23 protein-coding genes and 1 riboswitch are annotated in these 22,466 nt (G+C 64.0%); of the genes, 14 read left to right on the top strand and 9 right to left on the bottom strand.

Annotation, left to right across the window (positions count from 1 at the left end):
• Positions 1-426 (bottom strand): cytochrome c, encoded by a 426-nt coding sequence (locus B7Y64_RS08195; protein ID WP_114656674.1) that lies wholly within the window; start codon positions 424-426, stop codon positions 1-3.
• A gap of 206 nt (positions 427-632) precedes the next feature.
• On the opposite strand from B7Y64_RS08195, the gene B7Y64_RS08190 reads away from it, so the two are divergent.
• The 4 genes from B7Y64_RS08190 to B7Y64_RS08175 all read left to right on the top strand — a co-directional run bounded on the left by B7Y64_RS08190 (position 633) and on the right by B7Y64_RS08175 (position 3,688).
• The gene (locus B7Y64_RS08190; protein ID WP_291323923.1) at positions 633-1,292 is read left to right on the top strand and encodes a cytochrome c oxidase subunit 3 family protein; all 660 of its coding nucleotides are present in this window, start codon (positions 633-635) and stop codon (positions 1,290-1,292) included.
• Between the two features lie 11 nt (positions 1,293-1,303).
• Entirely contained in the window at positions 1,304-1,573 is a 270-nt protein-coding gene (locus tag B7Y64_RS08185; RefSeq protein ID WP_024814051.1) for a cytochrome C oxidase subunit IV family protein, read from the top strand.
• Positions 1,574-1,693: 120 nt separating this feature from the next.
• Positions 1,694-2,611 (top strand): polyphosphate kinase 2, encoded by a 918-nt coding sequence (gene ppk2 / locus B7Y64_RS08180; RefSeq protein WP_024814052.1) that lies wholly within the window; start codon positions 1,694-1,696, stop codon positions 2,609-2,611.
• Between the two features lie 111 nt (positions 2,612-2,722).
• The gene (locus B7Y64_RS08175) at positions 2,723-3,688 is read left to right on the top strand and encodes a tripartite tricarboxylate transporter substrate binding protein (protein WP_114656468.1); all 966 of its coding nucleotides are present in this window, start codon (positions 2,723-2,725) and stop codon (positions 3,686-3,688) included.
• 79 nt (positions 3,689-3,767) lie between these two features.
• On the opposite strand, the gene B7Y64_RS08170 is transcribed toward B7Y64_RS08175, so the two are convergent.
• The 3 genes from B7Y64_RS08170 to B7Y64_RS08160 are packed head-to-tail and all read right to left on the bottom strand — an operon-like array spanning position 3,768 to position 6,589.
• Positions 3,768-4,049 (bottom strand): hypothetical protein, encoded by a 282-nt coding sequence (locus B7Y64_RS08170; protein WP_024814054.1) that lies wholly within the window; start codon positions 4,047-4,049, stop codon positions 3,768-3,770.
• A 57-nt stretch (positions 4,050-4,106) separates the two neighbouring features.
• Positions 4,107-4,949 (bottom strand): HAD-IIB family hydrolase, encoded by an 843-nt coding sequence (locus B7Y64_RS08165; RefSeq protein ID WP_114656469.1) that lies wholly within the window; start codon positions 4,947-4,949, stop codon positions 4,107-4,109.
• Between the two features lie 11 nt (positions 4,950-4,960).
• Entirely contained in the window at positions 4,961-6,589 is a 1,629-nt protein-coding gene (locus B7Y64_RS08160) for a peptide chain release factor 3 (RefSeq protein WP_024814056.1), read from the bottom strand.
• A 158-nt stretch (positions 6,590-6,747) separates the two neighbouring features.
• A riboswitch (S-adenosyl-L-homocysteine riboswitch) is annotated at positions 6,748-6,827 on the top strand.
• A gap of 69 nt (positions 6,828-6,896) precedes the next feature.
• On the opposite strand from B7Y64_RS08160, the gene ahcY reads away from it, so the two are divergent.
• The 4 genes from ahcY (at position 6,897) to B7Y64_RS08140 (ending at position 11,248) form a co-directional block, all read left to right on the top strand.
• Entirely contained in the window at positions 6,897-8,333 is a 1,437-nt protein-coding gene (gene ahcY, locus B7Y64_RS08155; protein WP_291328643.1) for an adenosylhomocysteinase, read from the top strand.
• 278 nt (positions 8,334-8,611) lie between these two features.
• Positions 8,612-9,610: a TlyA family RNA methyltransferase gene (locus tag B7Y64_RS08150; RefSeq protein ID WP_291324116.1), complete on the top strand. Its 999-nt coding sequence runs from the start codon at positions 8,612-8,614 to the stop codon at positions 9,608-9,610.
• The gene (gene metF / locus B7Y64_RS08145; protein WP_291324115.1) at positions 9,607-10,458 is read left to right on the top strand and encodes a methylenetetrahydrofolate reductase [NAD(P)H]; all 852 of its coding nucleotides are present in this window, start codon (positions 9,607-9,609) and stop codon (positions 10,456-10,458) included. Before B7Y64_RS08150 ends, metF begins: the two co-directional genes overlap by 4 nt.
• Before the next feature lie 124 nt (positions 10,459-10,582).
• Positions 10,583-11,248, top strand: a complete 666-nt coding sequence (locus B7Y64_RS08140; RefSeq protein ID WP_024814060.1) for a septal ring lytic transglycosylase RlpA family protein — start codon at positions 10,583-10,585, stop codon at positions 11,246-11,248.
• Between the two features lie 81 nt (positions 11,249-11,329).
• Here B7Y64_RS08140 and rlmJ read toward each other — a convergent pair whose 3' ends face one another.
• Entirely contained in the window at positions 11,330-12,217 is an 888-nt protein-coding gene (rlmJ, locus tag B7Y64_RS08135) for a 23S rRNA (adenine(2030)-N(6))-methyltransferase RlmJ (RefSeq protein ID WP_291324118.1), read from the bottom strand.
• A 395-nt stretch (positions 12,218-12,612) separates the two neighbouring features.
• Here rlmJ and B7Y64_RS08130 point away from each other — a divergent pair, with 395 nt between their 5' ends.
• From B7Y64_RS08130 to erpA, 4 genes are all read left to right on the top strand, one after another.
• Complete coding sequence (locus B7Y64_RS08130) at positions 12,613-14,568, top strand: serine/threonine-protein kinase (protein WP_291328658.1); 1,956 nt, start codon at positions 12,613-12,615, stop codon at positions 14,566-14,568.
• Between the two features lie 179 nt (positions 14,569-14,747).
• A complete protein-coding gene (rplM, locus tag B7Y64_RS08125) occupies positions 14,748-15,179 on the top strand; it encodes a 50S ribosomal protein L13 (protein ID WP_024814063.1) in 432 nt (143 codons plus the stop codon).
• Positions 15,180-15,190: 11 nt separating this feature from the next.
• A complete protein-coding gene (rpsI, locus tag B7Y64_RS08120) occupies positions 15,191-15,583 on the top strand; it encodes a 30S ribosomal protein S9 (RefSeq protein WP_111864712.1) in 393 nt (130 codons plus the stop codon).
• Positions 15,584-15,834: 251 nt separating this feature from the next.
• Positions 15,835-16,200, top strand: a complete 366-nt coding sequence (gene erpA / locus B7Y64_RS08115) for an iron-sulfur cluster insertion protein ErpA (protein WP_024814065.1) — start codon at positions 15,835-15,837, stop codon at positions 16,198-16,200.
• Between the two features lie 21 nt (positions 16,201-16,221).
• On the opposite strand, the gene B7Y64_RS08110 is transcribed toward erpA, so the two are convergent.
• Positions 16,222-17,331: an anhydro-N-acetylmuramic acid kinase gene (locus tag B7Y64_RS08110; RefSeq protein ID WP_291324114.1), complete on the bottom strand. Its 1,110-nt coding sequence runs from the start codon at positions 17,329-17,331 to the stop codon at positions 16,222-16,224.
• A gap of 48 nt (positions 17,332-17,379) precedes the next feature.
• Entirely contained in the window at positions 17,380-18,738 is a 1,359-nt protein-coding gene (locus tag B7Y64_RS08105) for a M23 family metallopeptidase (RefSeq protein ID WP_291324113.1), read from the bottom strand.
• Positions 18,739-18,940: 202 nt separating this feature from the next.
• Between B7Y64_RS08105 and tyrS the strand changes: the two genes are divergently transcribed.
• Complete coding sequence (tyrS, locus tag B7Y64_RS08100) at positions 18,941-20,173, top strand: tyrosine--tRNA ligase (RefSeq protein ID WP_114656476.1); 1,233 nt, start codon at positions 18,941-18,943, stop codon at positions 20,171-20,173.
• Between the two features lie 96 nt (positions 20,174-20,269).
• Here tyrS and B7Y64_RS08095 read toward each other — a convergent pair whose 3' ends face one another.
• A complete protein-coding gene (locus B7Y64_RS08095) occupies positions 20,270-21,265 on the bottom strand; it encodes a LysR substrate-binding domain-containing protein (RefSeq protein ID WP_291324112.1) in 996 nt (331 codons plus the stop codon).
• A 122-nt stretch (positions 21,266-21,387) separates the two neighbouring features.
• On the opposite strand from B7Y64_RS08095, the gene B7Y64_RS08090 reads away from it, so the two are divergent.
• Positions 21,388-21,954, top strand: a complete 567-nt coding sequence (locus B7Y64_RS08090) for a DUF2917 domain-containing protein (protein WP_291328642.1) — start codon at positions 21,388-21,390, stop codon at positions 21,952-21,954.
• Here the strand turns inward: B7Y64_RS08090 and B7Y64_RS08085 are convergent.
• On the bottom strand, positions 21,951-22,349 hold the full coding sequence (locus B7Y64_RS08085) for a BLUF domain-containing protein (RefSeq protein WP_114657001.1): 399 nt from the start codon (positions 22,347-22,349) through the stop codon (positions 21,951-21,953). The genes B7Y64_RS08090 and B7Y64_RS08085 overlap by 4 nt on opposite strands.
• Positions 22,350-22,466: the final 117 nt, after the last annotated feature.

Genomic DNA, 22,466 nt, shown 5'->3' with positions numbered 1-22,466 from the left:
TTACCCTTCGATATTGGGTGGCCACTTTTCGGCATCGATGCCATTGGTCCAGCGCAGGAACTCGACCAGATCATCAAGCTGTGCTTCGGTGAAGTTGAACTGCGGCATCTGGCGGCGGCCCGGCGTGTGCGTGGGCATGGCCTTGATCCAGCCCTTGATGAAATCAGGGCCACGACGCGCATAGACGTTGCCCAACTCAGGTGCGAAATAGGCACCCTCGCCCAGCAGTGTATGGCAGCCGATGCAGTTGCGCGTCTCCCATAAATGCTTTCCACGGACTACGGACTCCGTGATTTCGCCCGCTTTGGATCGCTCGGGAATTTTGGTTTCGGTGTGAAAAATTAGGCTCGCAAACACAAGCACGAAAAAAACCGTGCCTCCGTAGAAAATGTTGCGCGCCATCTGGCTCGTGAAGCCTTGACTCATGGTGTACCTCATGCAGTGATGAGCCCGCATCGTAATGACTTAGCGGGTCAAATGGTTGATTAGAATCAATAAGATTCATTCGGTATGAATCTTACATTGAACTTGTGCCTTCTGGGCACTTTGCGGCGACAGAATATGAGCCTGGAGTTGCTTGCCTGCAACCCCTGGTTGCAAAAGGCTGCGAATTATCAGTCAGGATGATCCCTATGCACGGTCCCGTACCCACTCATTTGTCGTCTTCGAGCAACGAATCGCAGCCAGTAGAGGGTTTGGTGGACGACACACGCTTTCCCCCGCATGTTCAGGATGCCACCCCCAGGCTCCCAGGTGACCTGGGGGTCTGGCTGATCATTTTGTTGGAGTTGCTGACCTTTGCCATCCTCTTTGTGTCATTTGCGTTTGCCCGCACGCGGGAGGTGGAACTGTTCAACGCCTCGCAGGCCACGCTCAACCTGAATGCCGGCGCGCTCAACACCGTGCTGTTGATCTCCGGCAGTTGGTGCGTGGCCTGCGCGGTGTCTGCAGTGCGGCGCAATGCATCCATGGTGGGGGCGCGCTGGTTACTGGGGGCTTTGGCCTGCGGAGGGGGGTTTGTGGGGGTCAAGCTGGGCGAATACGCCCAGAAAATGGCGTCCGGGGTGGACCTTTCGACAAACACTTTCTACATGTTTTACCTTTTCCTCACCGGTTTTCACTTCCTGCATGTGGTGGTGGGCATGCTGGCGCTTGGATATCTGTGGGTAAAAACGCGGCGCGGGTGCTATGGCAGCCATGATTGCCACGCGTTGGAGACGGGCGCGGCGTTCTGGCACATGGTCGATCTGCTGTGGATCGTGCTGTTCCCGCTGGTTTACGTGATGCGTTGAGGAGCGAAGAGATGCCTGCTATTTCACACACCCGTGTCTGGCTCATATTGCTGGCCATCACGGCTGCAACGTACTGGATTGGCGAGGCGGGCCTGTCCGGCCATGGCTCCATGGGGCCGGTGCTGGCCATGTTTGCGCTGGCGTTCGTGAAAGGGGTACTGGTGTGTCTGGACTTTCTGGAGTTGCGGCATGCGCCAGCCCTGTGGCGCTGGCTGGTGGTGGGCTGGCTGGCGCTGGTGCTGGCGTTGATCTTGCTGGCTTACTGGGTTAGCCTGCGGTAGGTGATTTCTCTGACACCGTGGACCGGCATCCTGTGTGCTGCCCAGGATGCCTTATGGATGTCATGCACATGACATGGGGCATGGGCAGCATGGCCTGTTCTTTTCAGGAGTCCTTATTCCATGACGCTGCCCAGTGCACTGACCAACCATGACGACCTGATGCGGCGCATTGCGAGCGATCTGGTGGACAGCTACGACGAAGAAATCGAACTGGAGCTGGAAGACCGCAGCCTCGACGAGCTGGAGGGCCGCCACGTCACCGACCGCGCGGAGCGGCAGGCCTATTTCAAAGAGCTTTTTCGCTTGCAGGGTGAGCTGGTCAAGCTCCAGGACTGGGTGCAGCACACGCGCAAGAAGGTGGTGATCTTGTTTGAGGGGCGCGATGCCGCCGGCAAAGGCGGCGTCATCAAGCGCATCACCCAGCGCCTGAACCCGCGCGTGGTGCGTGTGGCCGCGCTGCCTGCACCCAATGACCGCGAGCGCACGCAGTGGTACTTTCAGCGCTACGCCGCGCACCTGCCCGCTGCGGGCGAGATGGTGCTGTTTGATCGCAGCTGGTACAACCGCGCGGGGGTTGAGCGCGTGATGGGCTTTTGCACCGACGACGAGTACGAAGAGTTCTTTCGCACCGTGCCCGAGTTCGAGAAGATGCTGGTGCGCTCGGGCATCACGCTCGTCAAATACTGGTTTTCCATCACCGATGACGAGCAGCACCTGCGCTTTCTGGGCCGCATTCACGACCCGTTGAAACAGTGGAAATTGAGCCCCATGGACCTGGAAAGCCGCGTGCGCTGGGAGGCCTACACCAAGGCCAAGGAGACCATGCTCGAGCGCACCCACATCCCCGAGGCGCCCTGGTGGGTGGTGCAGGCGGTGGACAAGAAAAAGGCGCGCCTGAACTGCATTGCGCACCTGCTCGATCAATTCCCGTACCACGAGGTGCCGCATCCCCCGGTGGAGCTGCCGGAGCGGGTGCGCAACCCCGAATACCTGCGCCAGCCGGTGCCCCCTGAAATGTACGTTCCCCAGCGGTACTAAGCGCCGCCCGCGGCGGCTGCCGCCTTGGCGACAGCCGCTAGGTGCTTTCCTGAGTGTTGCAGTGCGTCATTTGCGGTTCAATGGAACCTTTAGTCCCTTCAGGATCGCCACATGCAACGTCGACACATCATTCAGTGGGGCGCAGCCGCACTCACCGCCGTCTCTCTGGGTACCGCCAGCGCCCAGAGCTTTCCCGCCAAGCCGGTCAAGCTCGTGATTGCCTTCCCCGCAGGCGGTCCCACCGATATCTCCATGCGCGTGCTGGCCGACAACGCCAGCAAGATCCTCGGCCAGCCCGTGATCGTCGAGAACAAGCCCGGCGCCGGTGGCACGCTGCCCGCGCAGGCGCTGCAGACAGCCCAGCCCGACGGCTACACGCTGGCGCAGATTCCGCTGGGCGTGTTCCGCCTGCCCTACACCACCAAGATCAACTGGGATCCGGTCAAGGACATCAGCTACGTGCTCAACGTCACGGGCTATGCCTTCGGCATCGTGGTGCCAGCCGATTCGCCGCTCAAGACCTGGACGCACTTTGTTGCCTGGGCCAAGGCCAATCCGGGCAAGCTGAGCTATGGCTCCACCGGAACCATGACCAGTCCGCACCTGACGACCGAGCTGATCGCGCAAAAGCTCGGCATCGAGCTGCTGCACGTGCCGTACAAGGGCAGTGCCGACCTCATGCAGGCCACCCTGGGCGGCCAGCTGATGGCCGCTGCCGACTCCACGGGCTTTGCGCCGCAGGTTGAGGCCGGCAAGCTGCGCGTGCTCAACACCTGGGGCGCCGAGCGCTTGGCCAAGTTCCCCGATGCGCCCACGCTCAAGGAACTGGGCCTGGACATCGTGCAGAACTCGCCGTTTGGCATTGGCGCGCCCAAGGGCACACCAGCGCCCGTGGTCAAGCGCCTGCACGACGCCTTCAAGCAGGCCATGGAGCAAGACAGCTACAAAACAGCCCTGGCGCGCTACGACATGGTGCCCATGTACATGAGCACAGCGGCCTACCAGAAGTTTGCCCAAGAGACTTTCGCACGCGAGAAAGCGCTGGTAGAGAAGCTGGGGCTGGCGAAGGCGCCGTGATGCTTTATTTTGAGTAGCCTGTATTGCTTATCTGTGAAGCGATACGGCTCTCAAAGGCTTCAAGGCTGAAGTCGCCCCATCAGTCCAGGCCCAGTTCGCGGGCATCCGCCAAGTGGGCGTCCCACGCCCCGCTGAGGCGCGGGTCGGGGTCGCGGGTCAGGTAGCGGCTGCCTCGTGCGGCCCGTACAAGCAGTGCCCCGCCCGCAGCGGCCTGTAGCGCGGCCGTGCCGCGACGCTCTGAGCGCAGGGATACGGCGATCAGGGCCAGCCCAAGGCCCGCCACCATGAGGTTCTCACTGGGCAGGCGCGCTCTTGTCCGGTCGATGGCCTGCCAGTGTCGGAGTGTGTTGATCAAGTCCATACCTAACTCTAGCGCAGCTTGGGTGTGCCGGGGTACCGCCGGCCATGCCGGATGGCATCAACGTGTCGCCAGCACCGCGCGCGCGACCTCCGCAAACCCCGCACCACGCTCGCCCTGCGTTACAAAACGCGGCCGGTGCGTGAGTTGCGGCACAAAGCGCGCAATGTTGGCCACGCCCACGCTGTGCGGGAAATGTTCGAACATGACCTGGTCGTTGGTGGAGTCGCCCACATACACCCAGCGGTCGATCTCGGCGTCCAGGTCGCGCCCGAACAATTCGCGCACGATCCAGCGGGCACCTTCGAGCTTGTTGTGCGCCCCAAACCAGCCGTTGATGTGGATGCTGCTCACCGTGGCGTTCATGCCCGCGTCGCGCATGATGCGCACGGCGTGGTCAATGGCGTCCTGTGGCAGATGGGTGAATTCGCTGTGGTCGATGGCGATGTCTGTTTCACGGCCCGGCGAATCCGTGGCGCGGCGCGCACCGGGCACCTCACGCTCAATCTGCGCCAGAACCTGCTGCATGTTCGCGTAGTTGGCTGCGCGTGTGGCGGCGTCCTGTTGGTATATTTTTGATAGCTGCTCACGCTTGCTGTGATTAGGCAAGGGGCTGTTTTGATCAAAAACGTCTGCGCTGCGCTGCAGCGCCACCGCCCCGTTTTCCGCCACGATGGCATCCACGGGCCAGGTGGCGGCAAACGGCTCGCTCCAGCCCACCGGCCGGCCGGTGATGGGAATCACATGCAGGCCGCTCGCCTTGAGCGCACCCAAAGCCTGCAGCGCATCGGGGGTGATTGCGCCGTCGGTGGTCAGGGTGTCGTCGATGTCGGTGAGGATGCCCAGCAGCTGGCCAGGCACGGGTGCCGGCCACTCGGTCAGGGGGCGCAAAAATGCAGTCATGGCCGCCGCCGTCAGTGGTTGCTGTCCAGCGCCAACCCCGCATGCTCACGCAGCGGATGAAAGTGGATTTTCGGAAATCGTTCCTGCGCCAGCCGCACGTCATAGGGGCTGGTGCACAGGTAGGCCAGCGCATTCGCCGCGTCGTGCGACAGGCGCATGGGGTAGGCGTCGGTGAAGGCGCGCAGGTCGGCCGGGGTGTCGGCGGTGATCCAGCGGGCGCCGGTGTACTGGCAGCCTTCCAGGCGCACGTCGGCGTCGTATTCGGCCTTCAGGCGGTGCTGCACCACTTCAAACTGCAGCTGGCCCACGGCGCCCAGCAGCATGGGGCCGCCCACGTCGGGCCGGAAAACCTGAATCGCGCCTTCCTCGCCCAGCTGCGCCAGGCCCTGCTGCAGCTGCTTGGTGCGCAGCGGGTTCTTCAAAATGACGGTCATGAACAGCTCGGGCGCGAAGAAGGGCAGGCCGGTGAACTGCAGGTTGGCGCCGTCGGTGATGGTGTCGCCCAGTTGCACGCCGCCGTGCGTGGTGAAACCGATGATGTCGCCCGCGTAGGCTTCTTCTACCGCCTCGCGGCGCTGGCTCATGAAGGTGACCACGCTGGTGGGGCGCAGCTCTTTGCCAGTGCGCTGCACCTTGAGCTTCATGCCCGGTGTGTATCTGCCCGAGGCCACGCGCACAAAGGCGATGCGGTCGCGGTGGTTGGCGTCCATATTGGCCTGCACCTTGAACACCACTCCGGCAAAGCCCTCGTCTTCGGGCTGAATGGTTTTGACCACGGCCTGCTTGTTGACCTGCAAGGTGCTGGTGCGCGGGCCGGGCGGCGGCGACATGTCCACCACGGCGTCGAGCACTTCCATGACACCGAAGTTGTTCACCCCCGAGCCGAAGAACACGGGCGTGAGCTTGCCGGCCAGGAAGTCTGCGTGGTTCCATGCCGCCGAGGCACCCACCGCCAGTTCCATGCTCTCCAGCGCATCGTCAAACGACTGGCCAAAGCGCGCGCGCAGCCGGTCGGCCTCGGCCAGCGGCACCACTTCAAAGTCTTTGGGGCCGCGGTCACTGCCGGGGGTGAACACCGTCATGGTCTGCGTGCGCAGATTGATGATGCCGCCAAAGCTCTTGCCCTGGCCCACGGGCCAGGTGATGGGGCAGCAGGGCATGCCCAGCTCGCGCTCCACTTCGTCCAGGATGTCCAGCGGGTCGCGCACCTCGCGGTCCATCTTGTTGACGAAGGTGATGATGGGCGTGTCGCGCTGGCGGCACACTTCGATCAGGCGGCGCGTCTGCGCTTCCACGCCGTTGGCCGCGTCGATCACCATCAGGGCCGAATCCACGGCGGTGAGCACGCGGTAGGTGTCTTCGCTGAAATCCTTGTGGCCGGGCGTGTCGAGCAGGTTGATGACGTGGTCGCGGTAGAGCATCTGCATCACGCTGGAGGCCACAGAGATGCCGCGCTGCTTTTCGATTTCCATCCAGTCGGACGTGGCGTGGCGGCTGGCCTTGCGGCCCTTGACGGCGCCAGCGATCTGGATCGCGCCCGAGAACAGCAGCAGCTTCTCGGTCAGCGTGGTCTTGCCCGCGTCGGGGTGGGAAATGATGGCAAAGGTACGGCGGCGCCGGGTTTCAGAGGCGTAGGACACGGGGGGTTCCAGAAGGTGGGCAGGGTGCAAAGACCCTGCAGGGGCAAACGGCGGGCCAGCTTCTGTACAGCGGGTGCGCAGGGCGGCCGAACCCGCGATTTTACCGGGCCGGCGCGTGGCGCAGGCGGGGCGGGCGCAACTGCTTTTATAATCGCGGGCATCCGAGGAGCGTTGCAGCGCCCCCAGCTACTGGCGGGGCGTGAGGCTCGGAGTCATCCAGCAACGACGCTCATCCACTGATCGTGTGGTGAGCTTTTTTTTGTCTCCCCGCGTCAAGTGGCTTTTCAAACATGCTTTGGAGCACACCATGAACGCACGCGTCAACGCACCCGTCAACACCGACTGCATCATTGCCGACATCGGCCTGGCCGAATGGGGCCGCAAAGAAATTCGCATCGCCGAAACCGAAATGCCCGGCCTGATGGCCATCCGCGAGGAGTTCGCTGCCAAACAGGCGCTGAAAGGCGCCCGCATTACCGGCTCGCTGCACATGACCATCCAGACGGCCGTGCTGATCGAGACGCTGCAGGCCCTGGGAGCCGAAGTGCGCTGGGCATCGTGCAACATCTTCTCCACGCAGGACCACGCCGCCGCCGCCATTGCCGCCGCGGGCACGCCCGTGTTCGCGATCAAGGGCGAAACCTTGGCCGAATACTGGGACTACACGCACCGCATTTTCGACTTTGGCCCCGCCGGCAGCGAAGGCGAAGGCCCCAACCTGATCCTGGACGACGGCGGCGATGCCACGCTGCTGATGCACCTGGGCAAGCGCGCCGAAAAGGACGCCTCGCTCATCGCCAACCCCACCAGCGAAGAAGAAACCTGCCTGTTCGCCTCCATCACGGCCAAGTTGGCCGTGGACCCCACCTGGTACAGCCGCAAGAGCGCCCAGATCATCGGTGTGACCGAAGAAACCACCACCGGCGTGCACCGCCTCAAGGAAATGTCGGCCAAGGGCAGCCTGATGTTCCGTGCCATCAACGTGAACGACTCGGTGACCAAGAGCAAGTTCGACAACCTGTACGGCTGCCGCGAATCGCTGGTGGACGGCATCAAGCGCGCCACCGATGTGATGATCGCCGGCAAGGTGGCCGTGGTGGCGGGCTATGGTGACGTGGGCAAGGGCAGTGCCCAGGCCCTGCGCGCCCTGAGCGCCCAGGTGTGGGTGACCGAGATCGACCCCATCAACGCCCTGCAGGCAGCGATGGAGGGCTACAAGGTTGTGACCATGGAATACGCCGCTGACAAGGCCGACATCTTTGTGACCACCACCGGTAACCGCGACGTGATCACGTTCGAGCACATGCAGGCCATGAAGGACCAGGCCATCGTCTGCAACATTGGTCACTTCGACAACGAAATTCAGGTCGCCAAGCTCGAAGCGCACTGCCAGTGGGAAGAGATCAAGCCCCAGGTGGACCATGTGATCTTTGCCGATGGCAAGCGCATCATTCTGCTGGCCAAGGGCCGCCTGGTGAACCTGGGCTGCGGCACGGGCCACCCGAGCTTTGTGATGTCGTCGAGCTTCGCCAACCAGACCATTGCCCAGATCGAGCTGTTCACCCACAGCGACTACTACGAAAACGGCAAGGTCTATGTGCTGCCCAAGCACCTGGACGAGAAGGTGGCGCGCCTGCACCTGAAGAAGGTGGGCGCCATGCTGACCGAGCTGAGCGACGAGCAGGCGGCCTACATTGGCGTGCCCAAGCAAGGCCCTTACAAGCCCGATACCTACCGGTATTGATTCTCCCTGAGGTGCTGCGCGCCTCGGTGGCACGCGCCACGGGCGCGGCCTCTTCGGTTTTGTCCAGACCTGCGCAGGCAGGCCTGGAGCCTCGGGCCTCAGCCCCGGGGGCGGCGCCACCAGCTGCCCGGCAAAACCGGCTTCGCGGTGGCGCTGGCTTTTGGGGCATGGCCGTTTCATGCGCAATGCAGGAGCGGTTGATTTGCTCCTGAAATAATAGCTAACTGCGCTTTATATACGGGCGCTAGAGGCTCTTTTGATTCAAAAAGGATGGGCGCATGCGTGCAGATGTTTTTCTGGTGGATTTTGGCCATGCGACCACGCGCTCGCAGGCGCAGCGGCTGATTGCTGCGGGCGTGGAGTGGCGCCTGTCGCCGCTGGCCCCGTGGCAGAAGGTTGCCAAGAATGGTGACGACATACCGTCCGTGGCCGAGGTGCGGCTGCTCGACGATGCCGAGGCCAAATACATCTCGCGCGGGGGGCTCAAGCTCGAAGGGGCGCTGCGGGCCACCGGCCTGGCGGTGACGGGGCTGCGCTGCCTTGATGTGGGGCAGAGCACGGGCGGGTTCACCGACTGCCTGCTGCAGCACGGCGCGGCGCAGGTGATCGGCGTGGATGTGGGTCACGGCCAGCTGCACGACCGGCTGCGCAGTGATCTGCGCGTGGTCTGCGTGGAGGGCGTGAATGCGCGCTCGCTGACGGCGCAGGCCTTGCAGGATGCCTGTGAACTGGCCCTGTCCGAGGTCATAGAGGCTGAAGAGGACAACGAGACCCAGCCCGAGGCGCCCTACAGCTGGATGCGCAATGGCGGGCAGGTGGACGAGGAATACGACGACAGCAACGATGCCAAGGACAAGGACATCGAGACTTTCAAGTCCGAGCGTGCGGCCCGTGCCAAGGCCCGCGAGCAGGGCACGCTGCCGGTTGAGCGCCGCCGCCGCGCCGATTGCGCCGATGTGGACATTGCGCCGGTGTTTGATGTGGTGACGGGCGACCTGTCGTTCATCTCGCTCACGCTGGTGTTGCCCGCGCTGGTGCCACTCCTGGCACCGGGTGGCAGCATGCTCATGCTGGTCAAGCCGCAGTTTGAGCTGCAGCCCGGCCAGGTGGGCAAGGGCGGCATCGTGCGCGATGAGTCGTTGTACGCGGTGGTAGAGCAACGCATCCGCGACTGCTGCGCGGAGCTGGGCCTGGAGGTGCAGGCCTGGCTCGACAGCCCCATCAGTGGCGGCGACGGCAACCGCGAGTTTTTTGTTTTTGCAAGGAGGGGCGCATGACTGCAGCCAACGCACCATCCACCGGTTTGCCGGTCAGTTTTGAATTTTTTCCGCCCAAGACGCCCGAGGGCGCCGAGAAGCTGCGCGCCGTGCGCCAGCAGCTGTATGCGCAGCGGCCCGAGTTCTGCTCGGTCACCTATGGCGCGGGGGGCTCGACGCAGGAGGGCACCTTCGGCACGGTGCGTGAAATTCTGGCCGAGGGCGTCAGTGCGGCGTCGCACTTCTCGTGCATCGGTGCCACACGGCAATCGGTGCGCGAGGAGCTCGCCACGCTCAAGGCCATGGGCGTGCGCCGCCTCGTGGCGCTGCGCGGTGATCTGCCCAGCGGCTATGGCATTGGGGGCGAGTTCCACCATGCCAGCGACCTGGTCGCCTTCATCCGGGCCGAGACCGGGCGCGATTTCCACATCGAGGTGGCTGCCTACCCCGAGGTGCATCCCCAGGCCAAGTCGGCCGACGCCGACCTGCAGGCCTTTGCCGCCAAGGTGCGCGCGGGGGCTGATTCGGCCATCACGCAGTATTTTTTCAATGCGGACGCGTACGAGCGCTTTGTAGACGACGTGCGCCGCATGGGGCTGGATGTACCCGTGGTGCCCGGCATCATGCCCATCATGGGGTCATCGCAGCTGATGCGGTTTTCCGACGCCTGCGGTGCCGAAATTCCGCGCTGGATCCGGCTGCGCCTGCAGGGGTTTGGCGACGATACAGCGTCGATCCGGGCTTTCGGGCTGGATGTGGTGACCTCGCTGTGCGAGCAACTGCGCCAGCGCGGTGTGCCCAGCCTGCACTTCTACACCATGAATCAAAGTGCAACCACACTGGAAATCTGCCGGCGCCTCGGTTTGTAATGGGGCGCGGGGCCCGGCGCGTCTTGGGGCTTGGGCCGGGGCCGGTTTGCATTGTCGCTGGAGAAGGTGGATGGAACTGTCACCTCCCGGTGGGTACGTTCGTTTTTTCGCAAAGAGGTGATCGATGCAGATGTCTGACCGGATGCGGCGCTGGCGCACCCTGACGGGTTTGGGGGCGCTTGCCTGCGCTCTGGTGGCCTGCGCACCCATGCCGGTGGCGGAAACGGCGGCGCCTGAAGCGGCTGCCGCGATGCCCATCGAGCCCCGCAACGCCTGCGAGCTGGCGCAACAGCGTGGTGTGCCAAGCTCCCGGTTTTGCGCGCCGTCGGCTGGCCAGCCACTCGAGCCACCGTCCACGGCCAGACAGCCGCCTGAACCGGTTCGCAACAGTGCAGGCGGGCGCGGGGCCGACAGCGCAGAGTTGCCAGAGTCCCTGGCCGAGCCCGTGCCCGAGAGCGACCAGCAGGGCCTGGCCTCTTGGTATGGCCCGCGCTTTCATGGCCGACGCACGGCCAGTGGCGAAATCTTCAACCGCCGGGCCCTCACGGCTGCACACCGCACGCTGCCGTTTGGCACCCGGGTGTGTGTGCGCAGCCAACTTACAGGCCGCGCTGTGGTGGTGCGCATCAATGACCGTGGCCCGTTTACCGGGAACCGCGTGATTGATTTGAGCCAGGCCGCGGCCCAGGAACTGGGCATGCAGGGGCTGGGTATCAAGCCCGTGGAACTGTGGCTGCTGGAGGAAGGCGAGGGCGATTGCCCGCGGTCGCTGTCGGTGTCGGCGCCGTAGGGCGCTGACCTGGCAGGAGCCGCTTTCAGGCCCTGTCGGTTCGCCGCCCCGTCGCACCGCGGGCAGCGGCGGTCGTGGCGCTTAGCCGCCCGATTCGAGCGTGTGGGTCGCGTGCTTGTCTTGCGCCAGCAATTCCACCATCTGGGGCAGGGCGGTCTTCAAGGCGGCCTTCAGGGTGAAGGGCGGATTGATCAAAAACATGCCGCTGGCAGGCAGGCCTGGGCGCTTGACTTCACCCTCGGCGTTCTCGGTGAGTTTGCTGGATTTGACCGTGAGCGTGGCGTGCAGCCAGCTTTTGCCTGCCTTGGTGGCCATGGTTTTCAGGCGGCGCGGCAGGTCGTGTGCTTCCGGGCGCGGAATGATCGGGTACCAGACGGCATAGGTGCCGGTGGCAAAGCGCTTGAGCGAGTCGGCCGCCATGTCCAGTACCTTGGCATAGTCGCTCTTCATTTCATAGCTGGGATCGCACAGCACCAAAGCGCGGCGGGCCGGTGGGGGCAAAAATTTCTTGATGCCTTCAAATCCGTCTTCGTGCAGCACGGCCACTTGCCGGCCGGCCTCCAGCTGCGCCACGTTGCCGGCCAGCGCGCGCAGATCGGTCGGGTGCAGTTCAAACAGCTTGAGCTTGTCGTGGTCGCGCAGCAGCCGCTGGATGATGAAGGGCGAGCCGGGGTACACCTTGGTGGTGGCACCCTGGTTGAAGGCTTTCACCATGTCCACATAGGCCTGCAGCGCAGGCGTGAGGGCTGCAACGCCCGCTGCAGTGAGGCGCAAGATGCCGCCACCCGCCTCACCGCTGGTGCTGGCATAGTCGCCATCGAGCCGGTACAGGCCCGCGCCCGCATGGGTGTCGAGCACCGTGAGGGCCGCGTCTTTGTCGGTGAGGTGTTGCAAAGTGGCAATCAGCACCGTGTGCTTGAGCACATCGGCGTGGTTGCCCGCATGGAAGGCGTGGCGATAACTGAACATGGCGCAATGGTAACGACTCGGCCCCTGGTTGCCGTAGTGCGCTGCGGCGTGGCGCAAGGTGGCCAGGCAGCGCGGGCCAGCGATGCTTGGTTGCAATGCTATATAAAACATAGCTGTTGGCGCTTTGCTGTAAAGGGCTAAAGCCTGTTTTTATGTAGATTATCATGGATGGCGCAGCGGTTGACGTAGCCAGCGGGGCGGGGGCGCCGCGGCTGAGTCGCGGCACAATGGGCCGCTGTTCGGGCTGCGGGTGATGTTTTTCGCAGACAGGATGCCTTTTGTTTCAGGTCGCGCTGGTGCATGCTTCATGATGGCAGCCGTGACGGCACAGGTGCAGTCTCCCCCCCCATCCCGTTGCTGCCCCGGACGCGAGCCTGCTCTTTACCCTGCCCATGATGATCGAAAGCCCCAGTCAAACTTCTGCCAGCCGCGTCAACCATGTGGACGCGCTGCCACCGGGCACCCGCCTGGCCGAGTTTGAAATCCTGCAACTGCTGGGCGTGGGTGGTTTTGGCATGGTCTACAAGGCATTCGACCACTCGCTGCACCGTGCCGTGGCCATCAAGGAATACATGCCCTCGGCGCTTGCAGGCCGCGCGCAGGGGCAATCGCTGTGGGTGCGGTCGTCGTCCGACCAGCAGACGTTCCAGGCCGGGTTGACGTCGTTCATGGGCGAGGCGCGCCTGCTGGCGCAGTTTGACCACCCGTCCCTGGTGAAGGTGTTCCGCTTCTGGGAGGCCAACAACACCGCTTACATGGTGATGCCGCTGTACACCGGCATGACGTTCAAGCAGGCGCGCGCGCAGATGCGCACGCCCCCGCCCGAGGCATGGCTGCGCAAGATGCTGTGGTCGGTGCTGGGTGCGCTGCGCGTGCTGCACGATGGCAACACGCTGCACCGCGACATCTCTCCGGACAACATCTTCCTGCAGGACAACGGGCCACCGGTGCTGCTGGACCTGGGTGCCGCGCGCCATGCCATCAACGACCAGGGGCACAAGCACACGGCCGTGCTCAAGGTGAACTACGCCCCCATCGAGCAATATGCTGACAGCGACGATGAATTGCGCCAGGGGCCCTGGAGTGATCTGTATTCGCTGGCCGCCGTGGTGCACGGCTGTCTGTGCAACGACACGCCGCTGCCTGCCACCTTGCGCTCCATCCGGGACCGCATGGTGTCGTTTTCGCGCGTGGCCAAGACGGTCAAGCGCCAGTTCGGGGTGGAGTATTCGGCGCCGTTTGTGGCCGCCATCGCCCAGGCCTTGGCCCTGCGCCCTGAAGACCGCCCCCAGAGCATTGATGCGTTCCTGCAGACCATGGAAATGACTTCGCCACCCGATGGGGTGGGGCATTTTGACTTTCGGGCTGATCTGGGAGATATCTGGGTTGAGCCTGCGGACCATCCGGGCCTCGGCGTGCCTGCCCCTACGGTGGACGTGAAGTCCGCTACCAGGCAGAAGGCTGATCTGGAGGACCTGACCTACCGCTCTGCCAGGCCCGAACTGCCTGCGACTGGCGCGATCGCGCCGGATACGCAGCACAACGGTGCTGCCGAGGGGCCGGACACGGTGGCGGCTGACATGGCCGACACGGTGTTCATCGATGTTGGCGACTCGGTTTTCGAGGATTCCCGTGCAGCGGAACATGCCCCTGCACCGCAGCCTGAGCGCGCGGGGCGATCTGGGCCCAAGCGCACGCGAACTGCATCGGGGCATGGTGTTGCACATGGGTCGGAACGCGTTGCCGCAGGCACCAAGGCAAGGGGGTTGCCATCGCCGGTGTGGCTGGGGGGTGTTGTATTTGCCCTGATCGTGGGGGCAGGGGCCCTGTGGTGGGCGCAGGGCCGGTCCGCCCCACGGCCTGCCGATGACATCATCACAGAGCTCAAGGTACCAGAACCGGTCGCTGCCGCAGCCGGGCCCGCCGCGTCGGAGCAGGTGGTGCCGGGCAATTCCTCGGGTGATGCTTTCGTGGCGGGCAGCACCGAAAAGGATACGGTTGCAGGGGTTGGGGCCTTGAGCGGAGCGCCCACTGCCGATGTGCCTGTGGTTCGGCCCACCGCGCGCGCACCGGCCCAGCGCCGCAATGTGCCCGAGCCACCGGCCCCCGTGCCGGTGGTGGTGCAGGATGTGCCCGTGCCCCCGCCCCAGCCGGCAGCAGCGCCGCCCAAGCCCGTGGTGGCCGCCGTGCGCGTGGGGCCGCAAGAGGCGTGCGCTGACGCCAGCTTTCTGGCACGCCCGCTGTGCATCTTCAATGAATGCAAGAAGCCGGGCCTCACCGGGCACCCCGTGTGCGTAGACGTCCGTCGGCGGCAAGAGGCTGACGAGCAACGCCGCCAGATGCAAAACTGACGCCGCGCAGCGTCCTGGTGGCCGCCCTTGCCTAAAAAGCGCGCAGCTTCGTATAATGGCAGACTTCGCAGCGCTTATGTGGTCCCGCGGCGAAGACTCAATCCCACCTAAGAGGCTTCCGAAAGAGAAGCACCGACCGTGGAAAAGGACCCGCCAAACCCTCTTCATAAGAGAAACTCATGACTACTACTTTCAGCGCCAAGCCCGCTGAGGTCGTGCACGAGTGGTTTGTGATTGACGCGACCGACAAGGTCCTCGGACGAGTAGCCAGCGAAGTTGCTCTCCGTTTGCGCGGCAAACACAAGGCCATTTACACGCCTCACGTCGATACCGGTGACTTCATCGTCATCATTAACGCCGCCCAGATCAAGGTCACCGGCACCAAGTCCTTGGACAAGGTGTATTACCGCCACTCGGGTTATCCCGGCGGTATCACGGCCACCAACTTCCGCGACATGCAAGCCAAGCACCCCGGCCGCGCGCTGGAAAAGGCCGTCAAGGGCATGCTGCCCAAGGGCCCCCTTGGCTACGCGATGATCAAGAAACTCAAGGTGTACGGTGGTGCTGAGCATCCCCACACCGCCCAGCAGCCCAAAGTGCTGGAAATCTAAGGAGCCTTGAGATGATTGGTGAATGGAACAATGGCACCGGCCGTCGCAAGTCCAGCGTCGCCCGCGTGTTTCTGAAAAAAGGCTCCGGCAAGATCACGGTGAACGGCAAGGACATCCAGTCCTACTTCGGCCGCGAAACCTCGATCATGATTGCCAAGCAACCGCTCATGCTGACCAACCACGCCGAAACCTTCGACGTGATGATCAACGTGCACGGTGGTGGTGAATCCGGCCAGGCAGGTGCAGCCCGCCACGGCATCACCCGCGCCCTGATCGACTACGACGCGACGCTCAAGTCCGTCCTGAGCCAAGCCGGCTTCGTGACGCGTGACGCTCGTGAAGTGGAACGTAAAAAGGTCGGTCTGCACTCTGCACGCCGCGCCAAGCAGTTCTCGAAGCGTTAAGTTTCGCCACTGCGCAAGCGCTGTCTTTGGCCGCGCTTCATGCCCATCATCCTTGCGGTGGTGGGCAGCCAAAACAACCGCCTACGGGCGGTTTTTTGTTGGTGCGCCCGGCTGGCGCGTGTGCGTGTGCAAGCCGCACAGCGAGCTGTTGGGTGCAATGCCCCCACTGAAACTGGCGTCAAAAGCCGGTCGCCTGAATTCCCGACTGGATTGCAGTAGCATTCACGGGAAATCCTGAATTGGAGTACCCCATGAGTGCAGTTGCAGAAAACATCCAGACCGAAATGCCCACCCCCATTCTGTTCACCGACAGTGCTGCGGCCAAGGTGGCAGACCTGATCGCCGAAGAAGGCAACCCCGATCTGAAGCTGCGCGTGTTTGTCCAGGGTGGCGGATGCTCGGGTTTCCAGTATGGCTTCACCTTCGACGAAATCACGAACGAAGACGACACCACCATGACCAAGAACGGTGTCTCCCTGTTGATCGACGCCATGAGCTACCAGTACCTGCTGGGCGCCGAAATTGACTACAAGGAAGACCTGCAGGGCGCCCAATTTGTGATCAAGAACCCCAACGCTGCCAGCACTTGCGGCTGCGGTTCCAGCTTCTCGGCCTGACCACTCGGGAGGGCAGATACCTCAGGCCGGGTAGACGGCCCCTAGAACACGGGCGCCTTTTGCGCCCGTGACGCTTTGGAGGTTGCCGGTTTGGCCCAGCAGCGTCTGGCGAGCCAACCAGGCAAAGGCAGCAGCCTCCACTTGCATTGCCGGCAGGCCCAGGTCATCGGTCGGCACCACCGAGACACCTGGCAACAGCGCCTGCAGGCGCTGCATCAGGTGCGTGTTCAAGGCGCCACCACCGCACACCGCCAGTATTTTGCTATTATTTCCATAGCTGCTAGCGCTTTCTGCACAAGCGCTAGCGGTCAATTCGGTTAATGTTGCCTGCACGTCAACGGGCCGTGCCATGGGAAACCCGGCCAGCGCCGCTGCCAGCCACGCCGGGTTGAAAAGGTCGCGTCCGGTGCTTTTGGGTGGCGGCTGGTGCAAAAAAGGCTCTTGCATCAGTGTGGCAAGCAGGTTGGGAAGGACCTGGCCCTGGGCGGCCCAGGCACCGCCGCAGTCATACGCCTGGCCGGTATGCAACTGGCACCAGTGGTCCATGAGCGCATTGCCGGGGCCACAGTCAAAGCCCTGCACGCTGCCGTCAGCTCCCAGCACGCTGAGGTTGGAGATGCCGCCAATATTGAGTACCAGCACCGTCTCACCCGCACGGCCAAACACCCCTTGGTGGAAAGCGGGCACCAGCGGTGCGCCCTGACCGCCGGCGGCCACATCGCGGCTGCGAAAGTCGGCCACCACGGCAATGGCGGTGTGCTCGGCCAGCAAGGACGGGTTGTTCAGTTGCAGGGTGTAACCCGTGCCGTCGAACTCCTGGGGCCGATGGCGCACGGTTTGACCATGGGCGCCAATGGCCTGCACGGCGCTGGCAGAAACACCGCTGCATTGGAGCAAGGTACGCACGACTTCGGCATAAGACCGGGCCAGCGCGTTGCCCGCGAGGGCTGCGCGGTGCAGTTCATTGGGTCCGGGGGTGTTGAGTGCGAGCATTTCTGCTCGTAAATCAGGAGCTAAAGGCGCTGATGCATGGCCAATGATGGCCATTTTTTCGTGTGAAAAATCGGCCAGAACACCATCCACCCCGTCGAGCGATGTGCCCGACATGAGGCCAATGTACAAGCCGCGCATGTCCGATGGCCTATCGCACCAGCGCTGCGTGCCAGGTGCGGCAGCGGCTTATTCTGCGCTGGCCTGCAGCACCAGCGCGGCAGCCGACAGTTGCACGCGCATGTTGGCGGCCAGGCGATCGAAGGCGGGCCGTGCGGCAGCCGACACCGGGGCGGCGGCTTCGCTTTGCTGGGCGATGGTCTGGGGGTCCTGGTGCTCCCCGTTCACGCGGAACTCGAAATGCAGGTGTGGGCCCGTGGCCCAGCCCGTGGCGCCCACGGCACCGATGGTCTGGCCCTGCTCGACGGTTTGGCCTTTTTTCACATCCATGCGGCTCAGGTGTGCGTACACGGTCTGGTGCTGGTTGCGGTGCTTCACGAAGATCACATTGCCAAAGCCGTTCTGCACCCCGGCAAATTCGACGACGCCGTCACCCACCGTGCGCACGGTGGTTCCGGTGGGGGCGGCATAGTCGGTGCCCAGATGGGCGCGCCATTTTTGCAGGATGGGGTGAAAGCGCATCTTGAAGCTGCTGCTCACGCGCGAGAACTCCACCGGCGATGTGAGGTAGGCGCGGCGCATGCTTTCGCCGTCGAGGGTGTAGTAGGTTCCCTTGCTGGTGCCGGGGTCCTGGAACCACATTGCCTGATGGGTCTTGCCGTTGTTGTGGAATTCTGCGCTCAGCACGCGGCCGCTGCGCAGGGGTTCGCCGTCGGCTTCCAGGGTTTCATAGACCACCGAAAAACGGTCGGACTTGCGCAGGGAGCGGTGGAAGTCGATGCTGCCCGAGAACAGCTCTGCAATCTGCACGGCCACGGAATCGGGAATGCTGGACGCTTCGGTGGCGGCAAACAGCGAGCTGCGGATCACCCCGCCCGCCAAGCGGCTGCCGGTGGTGAGGGGGGCGGTTTCGATGCGCGAGGAAAACTTTTCGCCAGTGCGCTCCACCACCAGGCGGCGGAAAGTGCCGTTGTCGTCCGGGGCCCAGCGGGCCGTCAGGCGCAGCAGACGGTGGTCGTCAGTGGTTTCGGCCGAGACCGAGCGGCCCGCACGGCCCAGCAGGTTCTGGCGAACCGATGCATCGCTGCGCAGAAAGGCAGCGGCGGCAGGGTCGGCCACGCCCATGCGCTGCAGCAACGATTCCGCGGTGTCGCTGCTGCGGGTCTGCTCGGAGCGGTACAGCGAGAAACCGGGCGCTTCCAGGGCGGCCAGCGCCGGGCTTTCCGCCAGTGATTCCACGGCGTAGCTGATCTGGCGTACCGGCAGGTCCGAAGCATCGGGTGCCAACGATGCCACGGCAAAGGCGCCGCCGCCGCCAGTCAGCAGCAGGGCCGCCACGGCGGCAGTGATACGTTTGGGGTGTTTCTGGACACTGTGAGTCAGCTGGTCTAGCAAAGCCAGGCTGGCGGTGGTGAAGCCGTTGATCAAAGGTCTGTCCCCAAGGGTGAAGGTACGCCCGGTGATGTGACCCGCTGCAACGCGGGGTAAAACCGGGGGTACAAGCTGTCAGGCTGCAGGCATTCGACAGGGTTACCAAGGTGTCGAAACGGCGAGACCACTAGAATCCGCCTCTGCAAGTGTGGGCTGAAGTATAGCGGCGCATGCTGTCTGGACATCCCATAAAACCCTTATGAATCAATCTTCTGTTACAAAAAACCCGGTATCCGATGGTGTAGGCCGGGCCCTCGAAATCTCGTTGCGCGGCGTGGAAGAGTTGCTGCCGCAGGACGAGTGGATCAAGAAACTGGCACGCTCCGAAGCCACCGGCCAACCCCTGCGCATCAAGCTGGGGCTGGACCCCACGGCTCCAGACATTCACATCGGCCACACGGTGGTGCTGAACAAGATGCGCCAATTGCAAGATCTGGGCCACCAGGTGATTTTCCTGATTGGTGACTTCACCAGCCTGATCGGCGACCCGTCGGGGCGTAACAGCACGCGCCCGCCGCTCACGCCTGAGCAGATAAAGTTCAACGCCGAGACCTACTACCGCCAGGCCAGCATGGTGCTGGACCCGGCGCGCACCGAGATTCGTTACAACAGCGAGTGGAGCGAGCCGCTGGGCGCCACGGGCATGATCCAGCTGGCCGCCAGGTTCACGGTGGCGCGCATGATGGAGCGCAACGATTTTCACGACCGTTTCAAGGCGGGCAATCCGATTGCGGTGCACGAGTTTCTCTACCCGCTGATGCAGGGGTACGACTCGGTGGCCCTGAAAAGCGATCTGGAACTCGGTGGCACCGACCAGAAGTTCAATTTGCTCATGGGCCGCCATTTGCAGCAGGAATATGGCCAGGAGCCGCAGTGCGTGCTCACCATGCCGCTGCTGGTCGGCCTGGACGGCATCGACAAGATGTCCAAGTCCAAGAACAACTACATCGGCATCACCGAAGACGCCAACACCATGTTTGCCAAGGTGCTCTCCATCAGTGACACGCTGATGTGGGACTGGTACACGCTGCTGTCGTTCAAGAGCCTGGCCGAGATCGCCGCGCTCAGGGCCGAGATCGCGGGTGGCCGCAACCCCAAGGATGCCAAGGTGGCGCTGGCCAAGGAAATCACCGCGCGTTTTCACAGCGCGGCTGCGGCCGAGGCGGCCGAGCAGGATTTCATCAACCGCAGCAAGGGCGGCGTGCCCGACGAGATTCCCGAGGTGGCCCTGACGGGTGCGCCGCTGGGCATTGGTGCCTTGCTCAAGCAGGCCAACCTGGCGCCGTCTACCAGCGAGGCCAACCGCCTGATCGACGGCGGCGGCGTGCGTGTGGATGGTGGCGTGGTCAGCGACAGGGGTCTCAAACTCGACGCGGGCACTTATGTGGTGCAGGTGGGCAAGCGCAAGTTTGCACGCGTGAACCTGGCCTGATTTTTTGATTACATTGGCTGCTAGCGCTTATGGAAAAGGCGCTGGTAGCTATCAAAATAAAAGCAATCGAGGTGAGTCGGACGCGCCGGCTCCTGCTCAATCCAGGTTGTCATTCAGATCCGGATCGGGCACATCGCCAATGGCCTGGCGGGTGGCCTCGGCCTGTACCTGCAGCCAGGCACAGAACGCCTTGATTTCCGGCCGTTGTGCGCTGCGCGGCCCCACCATCAGCCAATAGGCCAGCGGGGAGTCGATGCGGTGGCCGGGCAGCACCTCCACAAGGTCTCCAGCGGCCAGTGCGTCGGCAATCAGCGGCATGCGTGCCAGCGCCAGGCCTTGGCCGGCCAGGGCGGCCTGCACGATCTGGTGGGCGTAGTTGAAATACAGCCAGCGCTCGGGCTGCAGCCGGGTCAGGTGGCACGCTTCAAACCAGCGGCGCCAGCTGAGCCACTCCAGGTGCTGGCTGCGGTGCGCGTCGCCCGCCTCGATCAGGGTGAACTGGGCTACATCGGCCGGGGTGCGCAGGGGCTTGCCACTTTTGAGCAGCCAGGGGCTCGCCACCACCGCCAGTTGCTCGCCAAACAGGCGCAGCCCGCCCTGGATGCCCGGGCCTGGCAGGGTGTAGCGCAGGGCCAGGTCCACATCCGAGGTTTCCAGGTCCACCGGCACGTCGCTGGCATCAATGCGGATGTCGATGCCCGGGTTGTCGCGCTGGAACTCTTCCATGCGCGGAATCAGCCACATGGATGCAAAGCTGGCCCAGGTGGTGATGGCCACGCTGCGGCGCCCCGCCGTCTGGCGCACCTGGCGCACGGCGGCGTCCATGCGCTCAAGTGCCGGTGCCACGGCCCGCTGCAGCTGCGCACCGGCGCTGGTCAGCTCCACGGCCCGCGTATGGCGCAGGAACAGTGCCACACCCACTTCTTCTTCCAGCGCCTGGATCTGGCGGCTCACGGCCGACTGCGTGAGCGCCAGCTCATCGGCTGCGGCGCGGAAGTTCAGGTGCCGTGCCACGGCCAGAAAGGCGCGCCAGTGGCCGGTGGCCACGGGGCGGGTGCGCAGCACGGCGGGGGCGTATTCGGCAGTGGCCATGGGAACGATGATTCATGCGTTGGTGGAATGAATAGCGTACCGCGGTTTCATTGGACTGTGGGCAGTGGTCGGCGCACCATGCGTTGTCTTTAAAGCCTATTTTTCGTGCCAAGGAGGCCGCCATGTCATCCCTTTCATGTCTGGAATTGCAACAATCCGCTCGGACCAACAGGGTGGGCCGCAGCACGGCCGGTTGCTGGCAACTGGCCCCAGGCCGTGCGCTGTCGCTGCGCCTGCAAACCCCCGGTGCACTGCGGGTGGCCCGGGGGCGCGCCTGGCTCACCCTGCGTGGGTGTTGGGGCGACCTGCCGGGGGCCGGGGCTGATCATGTGCTGCAGGCGGGCGACTGCCTGGCCGTCGCTGCCGGCCAGCATGTCGTGATGGAAGCCTGGAGCCCGCCCGGCTGTGCCGAAGCGGTGGAAGTGCGTTGGGAGGGCGTGACCGCCCCCGCTACACTGCGTGCCGCCAGCGTCGACGCCCGTGACTGGGAGCATGGCGTGGTGCAACCGCTGCGCGACCTGGGGCAAGCCTTGGGACAGCTTGGGCGGGCCCTGGGCACGGCCGTTGCAGAGGTCGTGCACGCTGGTGGGCGGTGTGCCGCGGGCCTGGCCCGGTTTGCGCTTTACCGGGCAATGCCCCGGCGCCAGCGGGTTAGTTGTTCCGCACGGTCTGAATCCGCATTGCCTTAGCGCAGGGCATCTCCGCGCACGGCCTCAAACGCGGCCAGTGCGGCTTCTCCGTCCAGTTGCTCCATGCGGGCCAGGGCGTCCACGTCCTCCACGGTGCTGAACGCCAGGGTGAACTGCTGAAACCGCCGCCCCGCCAGCGGGCCATGGTGCAGCACCTCCACGTTGATGTGGCGCGGGTCGTTGCGGATGCGCTCGATGAGTTTGAGCACGGACTTTTGCGGGCCTTCGAGCTGTTGGCAAAAGCGCTGGCCGTCAAATATCAGCAGACCCGTGACATCGAGTTCGGCGTTGACATGGCGCGCCCTTGCGGCAATCTCGGCCACCACTCTCGGGGGGTGAAGGGGGGCGAGGGTGCTCACGTAGAGCACTTCGTAGAGGGCGGCGCAATGGGTCATAAGTGCGACTGAATGTAGGAGGGGGGCGATAGCCGCGCAATGTCAAAAGACACAGTCGGGGCGGGCGTTGCGTGCCCGCTGCGCTGCGGGGCGCGTAGTCTCGGGTGGGTTGCCTTC

Origin of the sequence: Acidovorax sp. 35-64-16 (assembly GCF_002281195.1) — a bacterium.
Lineage (GTDB): Bacteria > Pseudomonadota > Gammaproteobacteria > Burkholderiales > Burkholderiaceae_C > Acidovorax > Acidovorax defluvii.
This window is presented reverse-complemented; position numbering and strand designations above follow the sequence as displayed.